Origin of the sequence: Eubacterium sp. 1001713B170207_170306_E7 (assembly GCF_015547515.1) — a bacterium.
Lineage (GTDB): Bacteria > Bacillota > Clostridia > Eubacteriales > Eubacteriaceae > Eubacterium.
Map to the genome: position 1 here is coordinate 361,947 of NZ_JADMVE010000001.1, position 16,774 is coordinate 378,720.

Here is a 16,774-nt window from a genome sequence, read left to right on the forward strand (position 1 = left end):
GACAGTGAGTTCAGAATAAAGGAGACAGTAAGATGAAGACAGAATTAAATAAAAAAATACCCTTTGGGGGGTGCTCGTTGAAGGATTTTGGCATGATCGCAGTCGGAGCCTTTTTGCTTTCACTGGGGATCAGCTGGTTTGCAGACCCGGCAGGCCTGGTCGTGGGAGGAATCAGCGGTCTCGCCATTGTCGTGAAGGCGGTAACGGAGAGCTGGTTTGGTTTTGCGGTGCCCCTTGCGGTCACGAACCTTGTTCTCAATGTGCCGTTGTACCTGATCAGCCTGAAGCAGAGGGGCTTTGGCTTTATCCAAAAATCCATCTACGCGGTTTTGCTGATGACGCTGTTTTTATGGGTGGTCGAGTATATTCCCAACATCTTTGATTTTAAGGATGATCTGCTGCTGGCGGCGCTGGCATGCGGCGTGCTGTCCGGCGTTGGCATCGGTATGGTGATGCGTGTCAATGGAACCACCGGCGGGACAGAAATGCTGGCGGCCATTGTCAAATTCATCCACCCGCATTTTCCGATCGCCAAGCTCATCTTTTTTATCGACGCGGCCATTATTGCACTGGGCTTTTTTATCTTTGGACCAGAGCGGACCGTCTACGCGGTTATCAGTGTTTATGTCTGCTCTAAAATCATTGATGGCATGCTGGAGGGCGTTCATTTTGCCAAGGAGGCTCTGATCATCAGCGATAAAAGCAAGGAAATATCCGAAGCGATTTTTGAGTATCTGGACCGCGGCAACACGGGAATTCCCATCAAGGGAATGTATACTGAGGAGGAAAAGGAAATGCTGATGGTGGTGGTTTCTCAGAAGGAGGTTGTCCAGCTGCGCCAGATTGTGACCGCCATTGATCCCAGAGCCTTCTTAATCATCGGGGATGTCCATGAGGTGCTGGGCGAAGGCTTTAACGAAGATTATGACGAGCTGAGCCTGAGTTAGGAGGGTGTATGCGAAGCAAATACTTAAAATTAGCCGGACTGGTGCTGGCTGTGTGTATGGCATTTGTGAGTCTGGCGGGCTGCGGAAAAGAAAAAGTCGCGACCCGCACCGATTTCGCGCTGGACACGGTGATCACCATCGCGGTCTATGGCCAGTCGGATGAAGCGGTTTTAAAAGAGCCCTTTAACCGGATCCGCGAGCTTGATAATAAGCTGAACGCTTTTTCGGAGGACAGTGAGATTTCTAAAATTAACGCTGCGGCCGGCCAGGAGCCTGTGGCGGTATCTCAGGATACCTTTAACGCGGTAAAAAAGGGGCTGGAGTACAGTGAGAAGTCGGGCGGGGCCTTTGACATCACCATCGGTCCCCTTGTGGATTTATGGAAAATAGAGACGCCGGGGGAAGGTACTGTACCTGAGCAGTCCGACATTGACGCGGCCAGGGCCCTTGTGGATTACCGGAAGGTGGTGCTGGATGAAGCCGCCCAGTCGGTATTTCTGCAAGAACCGGGAATGAAGATTAATCTGGGTGCCATCGCAAAAGGGTTTATCGGTGATGAGGTAAAGGCGGTTCTGCAATCGGAAGGTGTGGAGCGGGCCATTATTAATCTCGGCGGCAACGTGGTGCTGATCGGCGGGAAGTCGAAGCGTGAGCCCTTTACCGTGAGCCTGGCAGATCCTGAAGACCCGCTGAGTAATGGCAGTATCAGCAATGCCTCCACCCTTGGCGTTTTAAAAGAGCGGGATAACGCCGTGGTCACCTCAGGGGATTACGAGCGCTACTTTATCGGCCCAGACGGTAAAAGATACCACCATATTCTGGACCCTAAGACCGGCTATCCTGCGGAATCCGGGCTGCACCAGGTGACGGTCACAAGCGGTCATTCTGCCGAAGCGGACGCGCTGTCAACCTCCTTCTTCGTGATGGGGCTCGATCAGGCCATGGCTTATATCGGCGGGACAGAGGGCATTGAGGCTGTTTTTGTGACAGAGGATAACCGCATTGTGGGAACAAAAGGAATGGAAGATGCTTTTGTCTTTGATGAGCAGCACTATGGCAGCCAGTATACACTGGAATTTACAGAACCTTGATTCTGAACACCCATTTATTTACAAAACCTTTATGAGCTTTTGAATATAATAAAAGCATAAAAAAGAAGCCACCGGACGTGGTGGAAAAGAGGAAATAAATGAATGCGGGATTTTCAGAACAAGCGATAACAGAGAAAACAGGCAAATGGCAGTTGAGCTGCCAGTCCTTTGCCGGGACAGAGGCGGACGAGCTGGCCGCCATAGCGGCTCTGTGCTATAAGCATGACCACAGTGAAACAGGACAGGCGGTTTATAAACAGGTGTGCCGGCGTTACCCCAATGCGGCCGGCTTTTTTCAGAACGCTGGGTGCAGACCGGTGGCTTATAATGAAAAGACAGGCCTGAGTGGTGTGAATATTGACGGAAGCATCATAAGGAAGGGAAGCCCGGACGCTGTGCATTGCTATTTTCTGGCCCTGGGCCATGCCTTTCCGGATGCCTGTATACTGGCGGAAAGAACGTCGGGCGGACCGGGATACAGAGCGGAGGTGCTCTGTAAAGATGGGAAGGTCATCGGCATGGTCACTTTGATCCTGGAGCAGGCGGTTATCTCGGTAAATAAGAAAAGCGGCAGCGTTTTGACAGCCTGAGAAAGAGAGATGAAAAGAGCGGTTTTCATCTCTCTTTTTTATGTGGCGGGGCGATCGTAACGAAACATTAATGTCGGTATATACTTTCTTTACACTATCTTTATTTCTGCACAGGTATAATTCAGACATCGGAAGGAGTGAAGACGTGTTATGGGAATGATAGCCATCATCGCAGGTATTCTCGGCTTAGGCTTAATGGGGTACCTGTTCTATGTTTTGTTCAGAGGTGAAAACCTATGAGCAGCGTGGTTGTTCAGGATGTGATCTTTCTGGCCGCGGTTATAGGACTGGGGATTCCGATCGGAAAGCTGACCTGTAAAATTATGGAGGGCGGTAAGATACGCCTTTTAGGTTTTTTAAGACCTGTGGAGCTTTGTGTGTACAAAGCAATGGGCGTTGATGAAACCAAGGGGATGAGCGGCAGGCAGTATGTCTTTGCGGCCCTCTTGTTCAGCCTTTTTGGTCTGATCTTTCTGATCGCTCTGCTGATGTGCCAGGGCTTTCTTCCCTTTAACCCAGAAGGATTACCGGGATTGAGCTGGGATCTGGCCTATAACACAGCGGCAAGCTTTGTGAGCAATACAAACTGGCAGGCATACAGCGGTGAGACAACACTCTCGTACCTGTCCCAGTTTCTGGGCTTAACGGTTCAGAACTTTGTGTCGGCGGCAACCGGGATTGCGGTTCTGTTTGCCTTGATCAGAGGGTTCATTCTTAAGAAATCAAAAACCGTTGGAAATTTCTGGTGTGACCTTGTAAGAACGGTTTTGTACCTGCTGCTGCCCTTATCCCTGATTGTTGCCATCATCCTGATGTCTCAGGGCGTTGTGCAGACGCTGGCGCCATACGCTCAGGCCGCGCTGCTGGAGGGCGGCGGTTCTCAGGTGGTTCCTCTGGGGCCGGCGGCCAGCCAGATTGCCATCAAGCAGCTGGGCACAAACGGCGGCGGCTTCTTTGGCGTTAACTCAGCCTTTCCGCTGGAAAACCCGACGGCCATTTCCAATTTTGTGGAATGCTGGGCGATCATCGTTATTCCGGCAGCCCTGTGCTTTACTTTTGGTAAAGCCGTAAAGGACAGCCGACAGGGCCGGAGCATTTTGACCGCCATGACCCTGGTGTTTATTATTGCGTTGACCCTGACCACCATGAGCGAATACAACCTAGGACCGCAGTTCAATAATGTGGCGGCCTCTGCCAGCATTGAAGGGAAAGAGGTCCGGTTTGGAGCGGGCGGTTCGGCGCTTTGGGGCGTTACCACAACGGCGGCCTCCAATGGATCGGTCAATTCCATGCACGACAGCTTTACACCGCTGGGCGGCATGCTTCTGATGTTTATGATGCAGCTGGGAGAAATTATCTTCGGCGGCGTCGGCTCTGGGCTTTACGCGATGCTGGCCTTTGCGATCCTCGCGATTTTTATCGCCGGGCTGATGGTTGGGCGTACGCCGGAATATCTTGGCAAAAAGATTGAGCCCTTTGATATGAAGATGACCTGTGTGATCATTCTGGTTCCGCCGCTGCTCATATTGGGCGGAACGGCCATTGCCACCATGATGCCGCAGGTCTCTGACTGGCTGACAAACAGCGGGGCTCACGGATTTTCGGAAATCCTTTATGCCTATACCTCCGGCGGGGCCAACAACGGGAGCGCCTTTGCGGGCTACGCGGCCAATAACGTGTTTAACAATGTGATGATCGGTTCGGAAATGCTGCTGGTGCGCTTTATTCCAATGGCTGCGGTTATTCGCCTCGGGGCAAATCTGGCGTCAAAAAAGGCAGTGCCCCAAAGCGACGGGACGCTCAGCACCACAGGCCCAATGTTTGTGGGGCTGCTGATCGGTGTTTTTCTGATCATCGGTGCGCTCAGCTTCTTGCCGGCGCTGGCTCTGGGGCCAATTGCCGATTTCTTTACCATGCTATGATGTGAAAAGGTGAAAAAATGAAGAAAAAAAGTATGTTCAGCAAAGACATCATGAGGGACGCTCTCATCCAGTCTATAAAAAAATTAACACCGCGCGTGCAGATCAAAAATCCTGTTATGTTTGTGGTATATCTTGGAGCCATACTCACATCGGTTTTATTCGTGCTGTCACTGCTTGGCATCAGCGATGCTCAGAGCAGCTACACGCTGACCATCGCCATTGTTCTCTGGCTGACGGTTCTCTTTGCCAATTTCGCCGAAGCGCTGGCAGAGGGCAGAGGACGCGCTCAGGCAGAGAGCCTGAGGAGCAGCCGGAAGGATGTAATGGCGAGAAAGCTGAAAACAGCCGACGCCAACGCAGATTATACAGAGGTGAAGGCTTCTGAACTAAAAAAAGGCGATTTCTTTCTGGTAAAAGCAGGAGAACAGATTCCTATGGACGGCGAGGTTATCATCGGCGCGGCATCGGTGGATGAAAGCGCCATCACCGGCGAATCGGCTCCGGTAATCCGGGAGTCCGGCGGAGACAGAAGCGCTGTGACGGGTGGTACCTCGCTGGCCTCGGACTGGCTTGTTGTCCGTGTGACGGCCGAGTCTGGAGAAACCTTTCTGGACAAGATGATCGCCATGGTGGAGGGCGCGTCCAGGAAAAAAACACCCAATGAGATTGCCCTTCAGATTTTGCTGGTAACCTTAACCATTATATTTTTAGCCATCACCATCACGCTGTTTCCCTTCTCCGGATTTGCCGCGGCACAGACCGGGCAGGGGGAAGCGGTTTCCATCACCAACCTTGTGGCTTTGCTGGTCTGTCTGGCACCGACCACCATCGGCGCACTGCTTTCCTGCATTGGGATTGCGGGTATGAGCCGTTTAAACCAGGCCAACGTACTGGCCATGAGCGGCCGTGCCATTGAAGCCGCCGGTGATGTGGATGTGCTCCTTTTGGATAAAACCGGCACCATCACCCTCGGCAACCGCCAGGCCAGCGCGTTTCTGCCTGTAAAGGGCATAAGTGAAGAAGAACTGGCCGACGCGGCGCAGCTTGCCTCGCTGGCGGATGAAACACCCGAGGGACGCAGTATTGTGATTCTGGCTAAGGAAAAATTCAATATCCGCGGACGGGATATGGAAAAGCTCAACGCCGATTTTGTGGAGTTTACAGCCAAAACCCGCATGAGCGGGATCAATTATAACAATAATGTGATCCGGAAAGGCGCGGCTGACGCGATCAAAGATTACGTGATGGTTAAGGGCTACCCTTATCCGGATGAATGTGAGAAGATTGTCGAAACTGTTGCAAACCAGGGCGGGACGCCTCTGGTCGTTGCCAAAAACGGACAGGTGCTGGGGGTTGTCCACCTCAAGGATATTATCAAAAACGGCGTGAAGGAAAGGTTTGATGATCTGAGAAAAATGGGTATTAAAACCATTATGATCACTGGCGACAACCCGATGACCGCTGCGGCCATTGCGGCCGAAGCGGGCGTGGATGATTTTCTGGCAGAGGCGACGCCGGAAACCAAGCTGGATTTAATCAGGGATTACCAGTCCAAGGGGTATCTGGTTGCCATGACCGGTGACGGTACCAATGACGCACCGGCCCTTGCCCAGGCCGATGTGGCCGTAGCCATGAATACAGGGACACAGGCCGCGAAGGAGGCTGGAAATATGGTGGATCTGGATTCCAGCCCCACCAAGCTCATCGAGGTGGTGCAGATTGGAAAACAGCTGCTGATGACCCGGGGCTCATTGACGACCTTCAGCATTGCCAACGATGTGGCCAAGTACTTTGCCATTATCCCGGTTCTGTTCTTTGCCATTTACCCGCAGCTTTCGGCCTTGAATTTTATGGGACTGACCAGCGGAACCAGCGCCATGCTCTCAGCCATTATCTATAACGCGCTGATCATCGTCGCTCTGATTCCTCTGGCTTTAAGAGGTGTAAAATACCAGGAACAGCCGGCCGGAAAGCTGCTGAGGCGCAACATGCTTGTCTATGGGCTGGGAGGGCTCGTCGCGCCCTTTATAGCCATCAAGCTGATTGATATGATCCTGACCGTTTGCGGTCTGGCGTGAGGTGATGAAGATGACTGAAAATAAATCTGTAGTAAGACCTGCCCTTGTCGGGTTTTTGATATTGGCGTTGATCACTGGTGTTATCTATACCTTTGTCTGTACGGGCATCGGACAGCTTTTATTTAACCATCGGGTAAACGGAAGCATGATTACCGGCGAGGTGGACGGCCAGGAGGTTCCGTATGGCTCTGAATTTCTGGCGCAGCCCTTTACAGAGCCCCAGTATCTGATCGGCAGGCCCTGGAATGACGGCGCGCCCACAAACTTAAACCCAGTAGGGGATGAGCAGGCAGCCCTGGTACAGGAGAGAATTGACTGGTGGCATGAGCTGGACCCGGAAAACACCGCGGATATTCCAATGGAGCTTGTGACGGTTGGCGGCAGCGGCTATGATCCGGATATTACGCCGGCCGGGGCGGAGTACCAGACAGCGCGCATCGCCAGAGAACGCGGTATCCCTGAGGAAAAGGTAAGAGAAATCATCGCGGCCAATACGACAGACCGTGCCTTTGGCGTGCTGGGCGAACCGACTGTTAATGTGCTCAGAGTAAATTTAGCGCTTGATGGTATTGAAACAGAATAATCGTCTGTGATAGTATTAAAGGATAGAGAGAGCTCTATCCTTTGAGACGTTGGAGGTTTTGTTGCTGGACAATGGATAAACAATGTCATGATGGAGGTAAAATATGGATTTTCGGGATGAACGGCCAAATCCGGAACGCTTACTGGAAGAAATAAACGAAGAAGAACGGCGCAGCAGAAAGGATGAAGAGGGGATCGGCCATCTGAAAATCTTTTTTGGCTACTGCGCGGGTGTGGGGAAGACCTACGCGATGCTTGAGGAGGCGCAGCAGCTCTATAAAAAGGGTGTGGATGTACTGGTCGGCTATGTGGAGCCGCATACCCGTCCGGAGACCATGGCAATGCTCGAGGGGCTGCCCGCAATCCCGCCCCAGACAGTGGACTATAAGGGGATCCGCCTTAAGGATTTTGATCTGGACAAAGCATTGGAGCAAAAGCCCAAGGTCATTATCGTCGATGAGTTTGCCCACACAAACCCGGAGGGCTTTCGCAATAAAAAGCGCTATCAGGATATTGAAGAGCTACTGAACGCGGGGATTGATGTGTATACCACGGTCAATGTCCAGCATATCGAAAGCCTGAACGATGTGGTCAGCAGCATCACCGGCATTATTGTGCACGAGCGTGTGCCGGACTATGTTTTTGATAAAGCGGACAAAATCAAGCTGGTGGACATAGACCCCGAGGAGCTTCTGAAGCGCTTTGAGGAGGGAAAGGTCTACGCGCCTGAAAAGGCTGATCTTGCTAAAAGGCGGTTTTTTACCGTTGAGAACCTAAACGCCCTGCGTGAGATTGCCATGCGTAAAGCCGCAGACCGCATTGTCAGCGGCGCCGGCGCCAAGAAGAAAAAAGTGCCCTTTTCCAAGATGCTGGTATGCGTCGGGCCCTCGCCGTCTTCGGCACATTGTATCCGGACCACGGCCAGAATCGCCGACGCTTTTCATATCCCGTGGGTGGCGCTGTATGTCAAAACCTCAGACCGGACCTACGCGGACATCGGCGAGCGTAAAAACCTGCAGGATAACATGAATCTGGCAGAGCAGCTGGGCGCAGAGATTGTGACCATGCAGGGCGATGATATGGCCATGGTAATATCGGAATACATCAAACAGTCCGGCATCACCAATGTTGTGATCGGCAAGGGCAGGAACAAGCCCAATCCCTTTAAGGAGGACCTGGAGGATCAGCTGCTGAGCATGAATCCGGGGATCGAGATTCACATTGTGCCGGACAGCCAGACAGAAAAAAGCGGCGGCGGCCTTCCGAAGAAACGGCTGAGCTGGATAAACAAGCGTATTCTGAGCCTGCACTTCTCGCTGAAGGATTTTGGGAAAACGGCCCTGCTGCTTGTGCTGGCAACAGCCATCTCATTTGGGCTCAGGGAGCTTAATCTGGGCGATCAGAATATTATAATGGTCTATATTCTCTCGATTCTGGTGATTTCCAGGTTAACCGTCGGCTATTTATATGGGGTGTGCGCCTCTGTTTTTGGGGTGCTGCTCTTTAATTTTTTCTTTACAGAGCCGTACTTCACCTTTAACGCCACCAACCCAACCTACCCGGTCACCTTTATTGTGATGCTTCTGGTAGCGTTGATGACCAGCGCCTTAACCAATGGGATTAAGGTTCAGGCAAAAATGGCGGTGATGAATGAGCGGCGCACCGAGATTCTCTATGAGCTGAGCAAAAAGCTGCTGATTACCCGGGGTCTTGAAAACATCGTGGCTCTGACAAACGAATCCCTGACCTCTATTTTTGAGCGTTCGGTTATTTTCTATACGCAGAACCCGGATGAAAAGTACCGGGGAAGCTTTATGCAGGGGCCGGAGCAGACAAGCGGCGCTTTTATGCAGTCCAAGGAGGAAGCGGCTGTGGCGCACTGGGTTTTCCAAAACAAAAAGGCCGCGGGCAACGGCACCGACACATTGGTGGGCTCCAGGGGCTTTTACATGCCGGTGGTCTCACAGGGCCATGTTTTAGGTGTGATCGGCGTCTCCTGCGCCGAGGAAATGCTTGCGCCTAAACGGCGGGCGTTTTTGAAAATGATTGTCTCGCAGGTTGCCATGGCCCTTGAGCGGCAGCGCCTTTCGGATGAACAGGGAAAGGCCCGGCTGGAAACAGAAAAGGAAAAAATGCGGAGTAATTTTCTCCGCGCCATTTCCCATGATCTGCGGACACCGCTGACAGGGATTTTAGGCTCAAGCTCAGCATTGCTCGAAAATATCGGAGAGCTGGACATTCCAACACAGAAGCGGCTTTTAAAGGATATTAAGGACGATTCGGAATGGATTATCCGCATGGTTGAGAATCTGCTTTCTGTCACACGTATCGGTGAGGGAAAGGTCGATTTGAAAAAGCATCCTGAGGCGGTGGAGGAAATTGTCGGCGAAGCCGTCGCCATAATCCGCAAGCGCTTCGACCATACGGATATTAAGGTTGAGGTGCCGGATACCCTTCTGATGGTGTCCATGGACGGCACGCTGATCGAGCAGGTAATGATCAATTTAATGGAAAATGCCATCAAGTATGCGGGCGCGCATCCCGTTTTGGATGTAAAGGTGCAGAATTCAGGGACAAAAGCCCGCTTTATGGTGGGCGATAACGGGGAGGGAATCTCCCCGGCCATGCTGCCGCACATTTTTGAAGGCTACATGGGAGACGATGAAAAAAGCAGCGATTCGCGGCGGGGCATGGGAATCGGATTGACCATCTGTAAATCCATTGTCGATGCTCACGGCGGTACGCTGGAAGCAAGAAATAAACAAGAAGGCGGAGCGGAATTCAGTTTTGAGCTGCCTGTAGAGGAGGATGACAATCATGAGTCATAAAGCATTAGTGCTCTTAGTTGAAGACGAAAAGGGAATCCGGAATTTTATTTCCACGGTTCTCGATGTGAATAATTACCGCGTCGTGGAGGCCAGAGACGGGAAAGAGGCGCTGGAACTTTTCACCTCGCGCTGTCCGGATTTAATTCTGCTGGACCTCGGCCTGCCGGATATGGACGGCATCGAAGTTTTGAAAACCATCCGGGGCTGGTCGGGTATACCGATCATTGTCGTCTCGGCAAGGGGGCATGAACGCGAGAAGGTTGAGGCGCTTGACCTCGGGGCGGACGATTACATCACCAAGCCCTTCGGGACGTCAGAGCTGCTGGCCCGTATCCGCACAGCCATGCGCCATCAGCAGGTAACCGTGGAAGTGCCGGAGCGGACCATTTTCTCAGTCGGAGATCTGACCATTGATTTTGACAAACGGCTGGTAACCCTGAATAATACGCCGGTCCACTTTACCCCCATCGAGTACAAGATACTTGAGATCCTGACGCAGTACCCCGGAAAGGTGGTTACCTACGATCAAATTATCAAGGATATCTGGGGCCCCTATACCAATGAAAACCAGACACTTCGGGTGAACATGGCAAACATCCGCCGGAAAATCGAACAGAACCCTGCGGAGCCCAAGTATATTTTAACGGAGGTGGGTGTGGGCTACCGGTTTGTGGATGAAATCTGAAATTAAAAAAGAGATGGAGAAGCTTCAGCATGTCCCCGGGCGCGCTGAGGCTTTTTATCTTAAAAATCGGATCAGGGGTTTCCTTGCGCCGTCTCAAAAAAACAGATATAATATTACATTATTAAAGACAGGGGAACGAATATGGAGAATTATACAGACGACCTTATTATTATCGGCGCCGGAGCTGCCGGACTGGCAGCAGCCGTTACAGCCAAACGGGCGGCGCCGTCTCTGCGGGTCACTGTGCTTGAAAAGAAGGAGGCTCCCGGCAAAAAGCTGCGGGCAACGGGCAACGGCCGCTGCAATATTACAAACACCGCATTGGATACAGCGCCATCGACCATTGCTTTTTTTGAGTCGCTGGGAATCCCGGCACGGCAGGATGACGAAGGCAGGGTCTATCCTTTTTCGGAAAGCGCGCCGGGAGTGGCCGAGGTTTTTGCCAGTCAGCTGAAAGCCCTCGGGGTTCATCTGCGCATGAGCACACCGGTCAAAAGGCTCTCGGCAGATGATGGATGCTTTGTGGTAATGGGAGAGAAAAAGCCGTTCAGGGCAAAGGCTGTCATTCTGGCAACCGGCGGAAAGGCGGGGCCAGCCTATGGCTGCAGCGGCGATGGGTACGCTATGGCAAAGGCCCTCGGCCATCATGTGACAAAAACGCTGCCGGTTTTGACAGGGATTTGCTGCGAGGAGATGCCAGAGGCCCTGAAGGGCATACGTGTGAAGGGGAATTTGAGCCTGGCATGCCATGGTGAGACGGTCTTTTCGGAGTACGGGGAAGTCCAGTTTACAGATTATGGCCTCTCAGGAATCTGCGTCTTTAATTTAAGCCGTTATCTGAAATATCTGGGCGATGAAAAGCTTACGCCCTACACCATTGCGGTTGATCTCGCGCCCAAAAGAAGCTTTGCGCCCATGCTTTCTGCCTGGCAGCAGGATGCCGTGCTCGGTGAAAAAAGCTGTCTGGCAGCCGTGACGGGCATTGTCAGACCGCCATTGGCGGCGCTGCTGCTTAAACAGGCTGGCCTGCAGGAAGAGAAAAAGCTGTCAGCGCTGACAGCGCATGAAATATCCAGATTGGATGAACAGTTCCACCGTCTGTGCTTTAAGCCAGTTTCGACCATGGGCTTTAAAATGGCCCAGTGTACGGCAGGCGGCATTGCGGACAACGAAGTGGATGAGGACACACTGGCGTCAAAAATAGTGCCAGGGCTTTATTTTGCCGGAGAAATTTTGGACTACGACGGCCCCTGCGGCGGTTATAATCTTGACCACGCTTTCCGTACCGGGCAGCGGGCTGCCCAGGCAGCGGCAGCCGCGGTCCTGCAAGGAGAACAGCATGTATAATTACCGAATTGCCAATATTCGTCTGGAGCTTGACCAGGACTGGTCCGTCCTGCCCGAAAAGGTGGAAAAGGCCTGTGGCCTGCGTCTGGGTACACTCGCGTCCTCGGACATAGCGGTCCGCAAGGAATCGCTGGATGCCCGGAAGAAAAAGGATATTCACAGGGTGGTCACCCTTGATTTTAAATACCGAGGAAAGCTGCCCGCCCGCGGGCGGAAACGGGTGACCGAAGCTCCGGACCTAAGACCAGAGGCCACGATGCCTGGAAACGCGCCGTTAACCGGCCGGCCTTTGGTGGTGGGCTTTGGCCCCTGTGGTATTTTTGCCGCGCTGTCACTGGCCGAGGCGGGCTATGCTCCCATTATTGTAGAGCGCGGCTGCCCCATGGAAAGGCGTGTGGCCGATGTGGATGCCTTCTGGCAGGAGGGAAGGCTTGACCCTGAATCCAACGTGCTGTTTGGGGAAGGCGGCGCAGGCACTTTTTCCGATGGCAAGCTGACCACAGGAATCAAGGACCCCCACATCCATCAGGTCCTCACCGCCTTTGTGGAAGCCGGAGCGCCGGAGGACATCGCCTATGCGCAAAAGCCCCATATCGGTACCGATATTCTGCGCGGGGTGGTCGTAGCGCTGCGCAAACGCATAGAAGCCGCAGGCGGGGAAATCTGTTTTAATACCCAGCTGACAGGCCTTGAACAAAATGCGGAAGGAGCGCTGGCGTCGGCCACGCTGAGAACCGGAGAGAAAATATGGCAGCACCGCACCAACGCGGTTATACTGGCCTTGGGGCATTCCGCGCGGGATACCTTTCGCGCCTTAAAGGAGCTGGGGGTTCCGATGGCGCAGAAGCCGCTGTCCATCGGGGTACGTCTGGAGCATCCCCAGCGTATCATCGATCAGGCCCAGTATGGCGGTCAGCCCGGCCTGCCGCCAGCGAGCTATAAGCTTTCCTGCCGCGCGCAGAACGGCCGCGGGGTCTATTCCTTCTGCATGTGCCCTGGCGGCGAGGTAGTGACAGCCTCCACACAGCCGGGCATGGTCTGTGTCAATGGCATGAGCAACCGAAAACGTGACAGCGGCACGGCCAATGCCGGGATTTTAGTGGATGTGCGGACAGAGGACTTTCCGTCGGAGGATGTTCTGGCGGGCATTGCGTTTCAGGAATACTGGGAGCGGCGTGCCTTTGAGAATGGCGGCGGCCGGTTTGCTCCGCCAAGGTGCAGCTTCGCGGAGTTTCGCGACAATACCGGGAAAGGGCCGGAGGTTGCGGCGTGCCTGCCGGATTTTGCCGTGGAAGCCTTGAGGGAAGCCATTCCGGTTTTTGGCAAGCGGATCCGGGGCTTTGACGCTGACAACGCGCGTGTTACAGCGGTGGAGACCCGAAGCTCGTCGCCGGTGCGTATTCTCAGAAACGATGCTTACGAGAGCGCGCTTAAGGGGCTCTACCCTGCCGGCGAGGGAGCGGGATACGCCGGAGGGATCACCAGCGCTGCCTGCGACGGCCTTCGTGTGGCCGAAGCCGTTATCCGAAGGTTTGCGCCGCCGGGAGAAAAAGTGAAGCTCTGAGGGCGCAGCCGGAAACGATAGATAAAAAAAACACATAATACGCTTACATTTTATCTTTAATCGGTACGGGGTTTATGCTACACTTAATTTATAAATTTGTTTAGTGAGGAGATGCTTAATATGTTAGGAAAGAAGCCGATTTTGAAATTTGTCAAGGTACAGGGTGAGGACGCGCCAACCGAATTTTTGGAAATGGAGCTCACTGAATTTACCTGGCCCAAGGGCGGTGTCGGCATTTGTCCGGTATGCGGCGCCAAGGTCAATGGAAACGGAAAGGACTGGGTCTGCGAAAACGAAGAATGCGGCCTGCACTTAAACGGTCCAATTTTTTAGCAGGTAAAAGAATGCCTCTCGGGGCATTTTTTTAGTGCCTGATAAAGTAAAAACCCCTGGTATAATACCAGAGGCCTTTGGGAAATGTGTGAAAATGAGAATTATAATATATAATATAGCACGTTTTACGAAAAATGTAAAGGGCTCTTCGATAAAAAATAACATATTTTTTATTAAGTATAGCTTTAATACAATAAGGTTCGTTCTATATAGGAGGCTGGCTTTGAATGTTAACTTTATTTTGAAGCTTAAACAAAAGATAAATTATCAATCTGCCTGAACTGTCAATTTACAAAAAGGTTCAAATAGATTATAATGTTACAAGATACAATGAATGAGGTGTGACATGGGAATAGAAGATTATAATATATCAGAAGAAAATATGCCGGAGCACGTTGCCATTATTATGGATGGCAATGGCCGTTGGGCAAAGCAGCGCAGAAAACCCAGGCTGTTTGGCCATAATGCCGGAATGAAGGCATTACACAATGCGGTGCACCTGGCTTCTGATATGGGAATTAAGATACTGACAGTATACGCTTTTTCCACTGAGAACTGGAAGCGCAGTCAGGAAGAGGTTGACGGCCTGATGCGGATTGCTGTCGAATATTTTATGAAGGAAATCGCGGAGTTGCACCGTAACCATGTACAGGTCCGGATTATCGGTGAAAAGAGCCGGCTGCCAAAGGATGTCCGGAAATCAGCGGATAACGCTGAGACGCTGACAAAGGATAACGATGGCCTGATTCTGAACGTCGCTTTAAATTACGGCGGACGTGATGAAATTGTCCATGCAGTCAGGGCGATCATGGAACAGGGGACAGCGCCTGAGGATGTGACTGAGGAGATGATCTCAGCCCATTTGTATACAGGAGACCTGCCAGACCCGGACATCATGCTTCGGACCGGCGGGGAGAGCCGTCTCAGCAATTTTCTGCTCTGGCAGAACGCATACACGGAGTTTTTCTTTGATGATATCTGGTGGCCTGATTTTGACGATGACGCCTTTTATAAGCTGATCGAGGCTTATCAGCAACGCAACAGACGCTTCGGTACGGCTTAGGCAGGAGGTTGAGATGCAAAAGAGAGTATTGACGGCGGTTGTTGGACTGCCGGTTCTTTTCGGTTTGCTCTATCTGGGTGGCTACTTTCTCTTTGTGGCCTGTCTCGTGCTTTCTGGAGTGGCTCTCATTGAGTTCTCCGGCGCCTTTAACCGGCAGCTTGAAAATAAGATCAGCCTGCCCTTTGTTGAGATTTTGAGTGTGATTATTCTGGTATCCATGAAGCTGGACTACTATTCGCTGGTGCCAACGCTGATGGTGGTGATGATCATTGTATTCTGTTTCGAGATTTTAAACGGAAAGACCGATATTTACCGTGGGATTGTAACGTTTTTTGGATTGATTTACATTCCAGTGCTGTTTGGTTATCTGATGATGTTTGAAAATATTAAGCTGGGCATCTACTATATGTGGATGGTTTTTGTCATCGCGTTTTCGACCGATACAGCGGCCTATTTTGTGGGCCGTGCCATTGGCAAAACAAAGCTGGCGCCAGAGATAAGCCCCAAAAAGACCATTGCCGGAGCGGTTGGCGGTTTGATGGCCGCGGCAGTCTTTATGATGCTCTACGGCGTTATCATGAAATTTGGTTTTCAGATGGACCTGCCGGTTTATCTGTATGCGGCGATTGGCTTTGTGGGCTCCATTGCGGGGCAGTGCGGCGATTTGACAGCCTCCATGATTAAGCGTAAGATGGGAATTAAGGACTTTGGGAAGATACTGCCAGGACACGGCGGCATTTTAGACCGCTTTGACAGCATTCTTTTTATCATCCCCCTTGTTTATATTTTCGCGACCTACACCGCTGGACTTGCGTGAGGTATTAAAATATGACAATATTAACAAATGTATTGATGGTTCTGCTGACACTGCTTATTTTATCCATACTGGTAGTGGTTCACGAATGGGGCCATTTTATCGCCGCCAGAAAGGTCGGCGTTTTCGTAGAAGAATTTTCCATTGGCATGGGACCGCTGCTTTATTCAAAGCAGGGGAAGGAAACCCAGTTTTCGATCCGGGCGCTGCCGCTGGGCGGCTTCTGTAAAATGCGCGGCGAAGGCGACACCGGTGAGGCAGATGAGGACACAGCGGCACAGGACGCTGAGGTCCGTGAACCGATTGCCCCGGACGACCCCAGAAGCTTCTCCAACAAAACAAAGGGACAACGCTTCATCATTTTAGTGGCCGGCGCGGCCATGAACATTGTGTTCGCCTTTGTGCTGCTGGTACTGATCTATCTGTTTAAAGGGGCCAACATTTTACAGGCCTTAGGCCTTGGCCTGGAAACCACGGGCAAGTTCGGGATCACCATTTACCAGAGCCTTTACATGCTGGTAACCGGACAGGTGGGCATGAACGATGTGGCAGGCCCCATCGGCATGGTCAGCATGGTTCACGACTTTTTCCAGTACGGAATCATTGCGCTGATGTCCTTTACGGCTTTGATTTCAGTCAATTTAGGGGTCATCAATTTACTGCCGCTGCCAGCCCTTGACGGCGGACAGATGATGATCATCATTATCGAAAAGCTGGTGGGACGGGATCTTGATCCTAAAAAAGCAAACATGATCAATTACATCGGCTTTATGGCCCTGATGCTTCTGGCTGTGGTCATTGCGGTGAATGACGTGATGCGGATAATCGGCTGACAGGCAGTGGAGGAAACGGCGCTGCCGTAATCTGGCTTTTATCTCAGGCCTGTGTTAGAAGTAAAGTATAATTACGTTTTGCCCCAATGAAGCAGCT

15 protein-coding genes are annotated in these 16,774 nt (G+C 52.0%); all 15 read left to right on the forward strand.

Features of this window, described 5'->3' with window-relative positions; genetic code table 11:
- Positions 1-32: 32 nt before the first annotated feature.
- Positions 33-947: a YitT family protein gene (locus I2B62_RS01870; RefSeq protein ID WP_195267275.1), complete on the forward strand. Its 915-nt coding sequence runs from the start codon at positions 33-35 to the stop codon at positions 945-947.
- Between the two features lie 8 nt (positions 948-955).
- Entirely contained in the window at positions 956-2,038 is a 1,083-nt protein-coding gene (locus I2B62_RS01875) for an FAD:protein FMN transferase (protein ID WP_195267276.1), read from the forward strand.
- Positions 2,039-2,136: 98 nt separating this feature from the next.
- Positions 2,137-2,628 carry a hypothetical protein gene (locus I2B62_RS01880; protein WP_195267277.1) on the forward strand — a complete coding sequence of 164 codons (492 nt, stop codon included), beginning with the start codon at positions 2,137-2,139 and terminating at the stop codon, positions 2,626-2,628.
- Positions 2,629-2,778: 150 nt separating this feature from the next.
- Entirely contained in the window at positions 2,779-2,868 is a 90-nt protein-coding gene (kdpF, locus tag I2B62_RS01885; protein ID WP_195267278.1) for a K(+)-transporting ATPase subunit F, read from the forward strand.
- Positions 2,865-4,550, forward strand: coding sequence for a potassium-transporting ATPase subunit KdpA (gene kdpA / locus I2B62_RS01890; protein ID WP_195267279.1), 1,686 nt, complete (start codon positions 2,865-2,867; stop codon positions 4,548-4,550). Before kdpF ends, kdpA begins: the two co-directional genes overlap by 4 nt.
- Before the next feature lie 17 nt (positions 4,551-4,567).
- Complete coding sequence (gene kdpB, locus I2B62_RS01895) at positions 4,568-6,628, forward strand: potassium-transporting ATPase subunit KdpB (protein ID WP_195267280.1); 2,061 nt, start codon at positions 4,568-4,570, stop codon at positions 6,626-6,628.
- Between the two features lie 10 nt (positions 6,629-6,638).
- The gene (locus I2B62_RS01900) at positions 6,639-7,211 is read left to right on the forward strand and encodes a potassium-transporting ATPase subunit C (protein ID WP_195267281.1); all 573 of its coding nucleotides are present in this window, start codon (positions 6,639-6,641) and stop codon (positions 7,209-7,211) included.
- Positions 7,212-7,314: 103 nt separating this feature from the next.
- Positions 7,315-10,038 (forward strand): sensor histidine kinase KdpD, encoded by a 2,724-nt coding sequence (locus I2B62_RS01905; protein WP_195267282.1) that lies wholly within the window; start codon positions 7,315-7,317, stop codon positions 10,036-10,038.
- Positions 10,028-10,723 (forward strand): response regulator transcription factor, encoded by a 696-nt coding sequence (locus tag I2B62_RS01910; RefSeq protein ID WP_195267283.1) that lies wholly within the window; start codon positions 10,028-10,030, stop codon positions 10,721-10,723. The genes I2B62_RS01905 and I2B62_RS01910 overlap by 11 nt, the downstream gene beginning before the upstream one ends.
- 141 nt (positions 10,724-10,864) lie before the next feature.
- Entirely contained in the window at positions 10,865-12,070 is a 1,206-nt protein-coding gene (locus I2B62_RS01915; protein WP_195267284.1) for an aminoacetone oxidase family FAD-binding enzyme, read from the forward strand.
- Positions 12,063-13,634, forward strand: a complete 1,572-nt coding sequence (locus I2B62_RS01920) for an FAD-dependent protein (protein WP_195267285.1) — start codon at positions 12,063-12,065, stop codon at positions 13,632-13,634. The genes I2B62_RS01915 and I2B62_RS01920 overlap by 8 nt, the downstream gene beginning before the upstream one ends.
- Before the next feature lie 120 nt (positions 13,635-13,754).
- Entirely contained in the window at positions 13,755-13,967 is a 213-nt protein-coding gene (locus I2B62_RS01925) for a hypothetical protein (RefSeq protein ID WP_074616129.1), read from the forward strand.
- A 346-nt stretch (positions 13,968-14,313) separates the two neighbouring features.
- A complete protein-coding gene (locus I2B62_RS01930) occupies positions 14,314-15,030 on the forward strand; it encodes an isoprenyl transferase (RefSeq protein WP_195267286.1) in 717 nt (238 codons plus the stop codon).
- Positions 15,031-15,043: 13 nt separating this feature from the next.
- On the forward strand, positions 15,044-15,847 hold the full coding sequence (locus I2B62_RS01935; RefSeq protein WP_195267287.1) for a phosphatidate cytidylyltransferase: 804 nt from the start codon (positions 15,044-15,046) through the stop codon (positions 15,845-15,847).
- 11 nt (positions 15,848-15,858) lie between these two features.
- Complete coding sequence (locus tag I2B62_RS01940) at positions 15,859-16,677, forward strand: site-2 protease family protein (protein ID WP_195267288.1); 819 nt, start codon at positions 15,859-15,861, stop codon at positions 16,675-16,677.
- Positions 16,678-16,774: the final 97 nt, after the last annotated feature.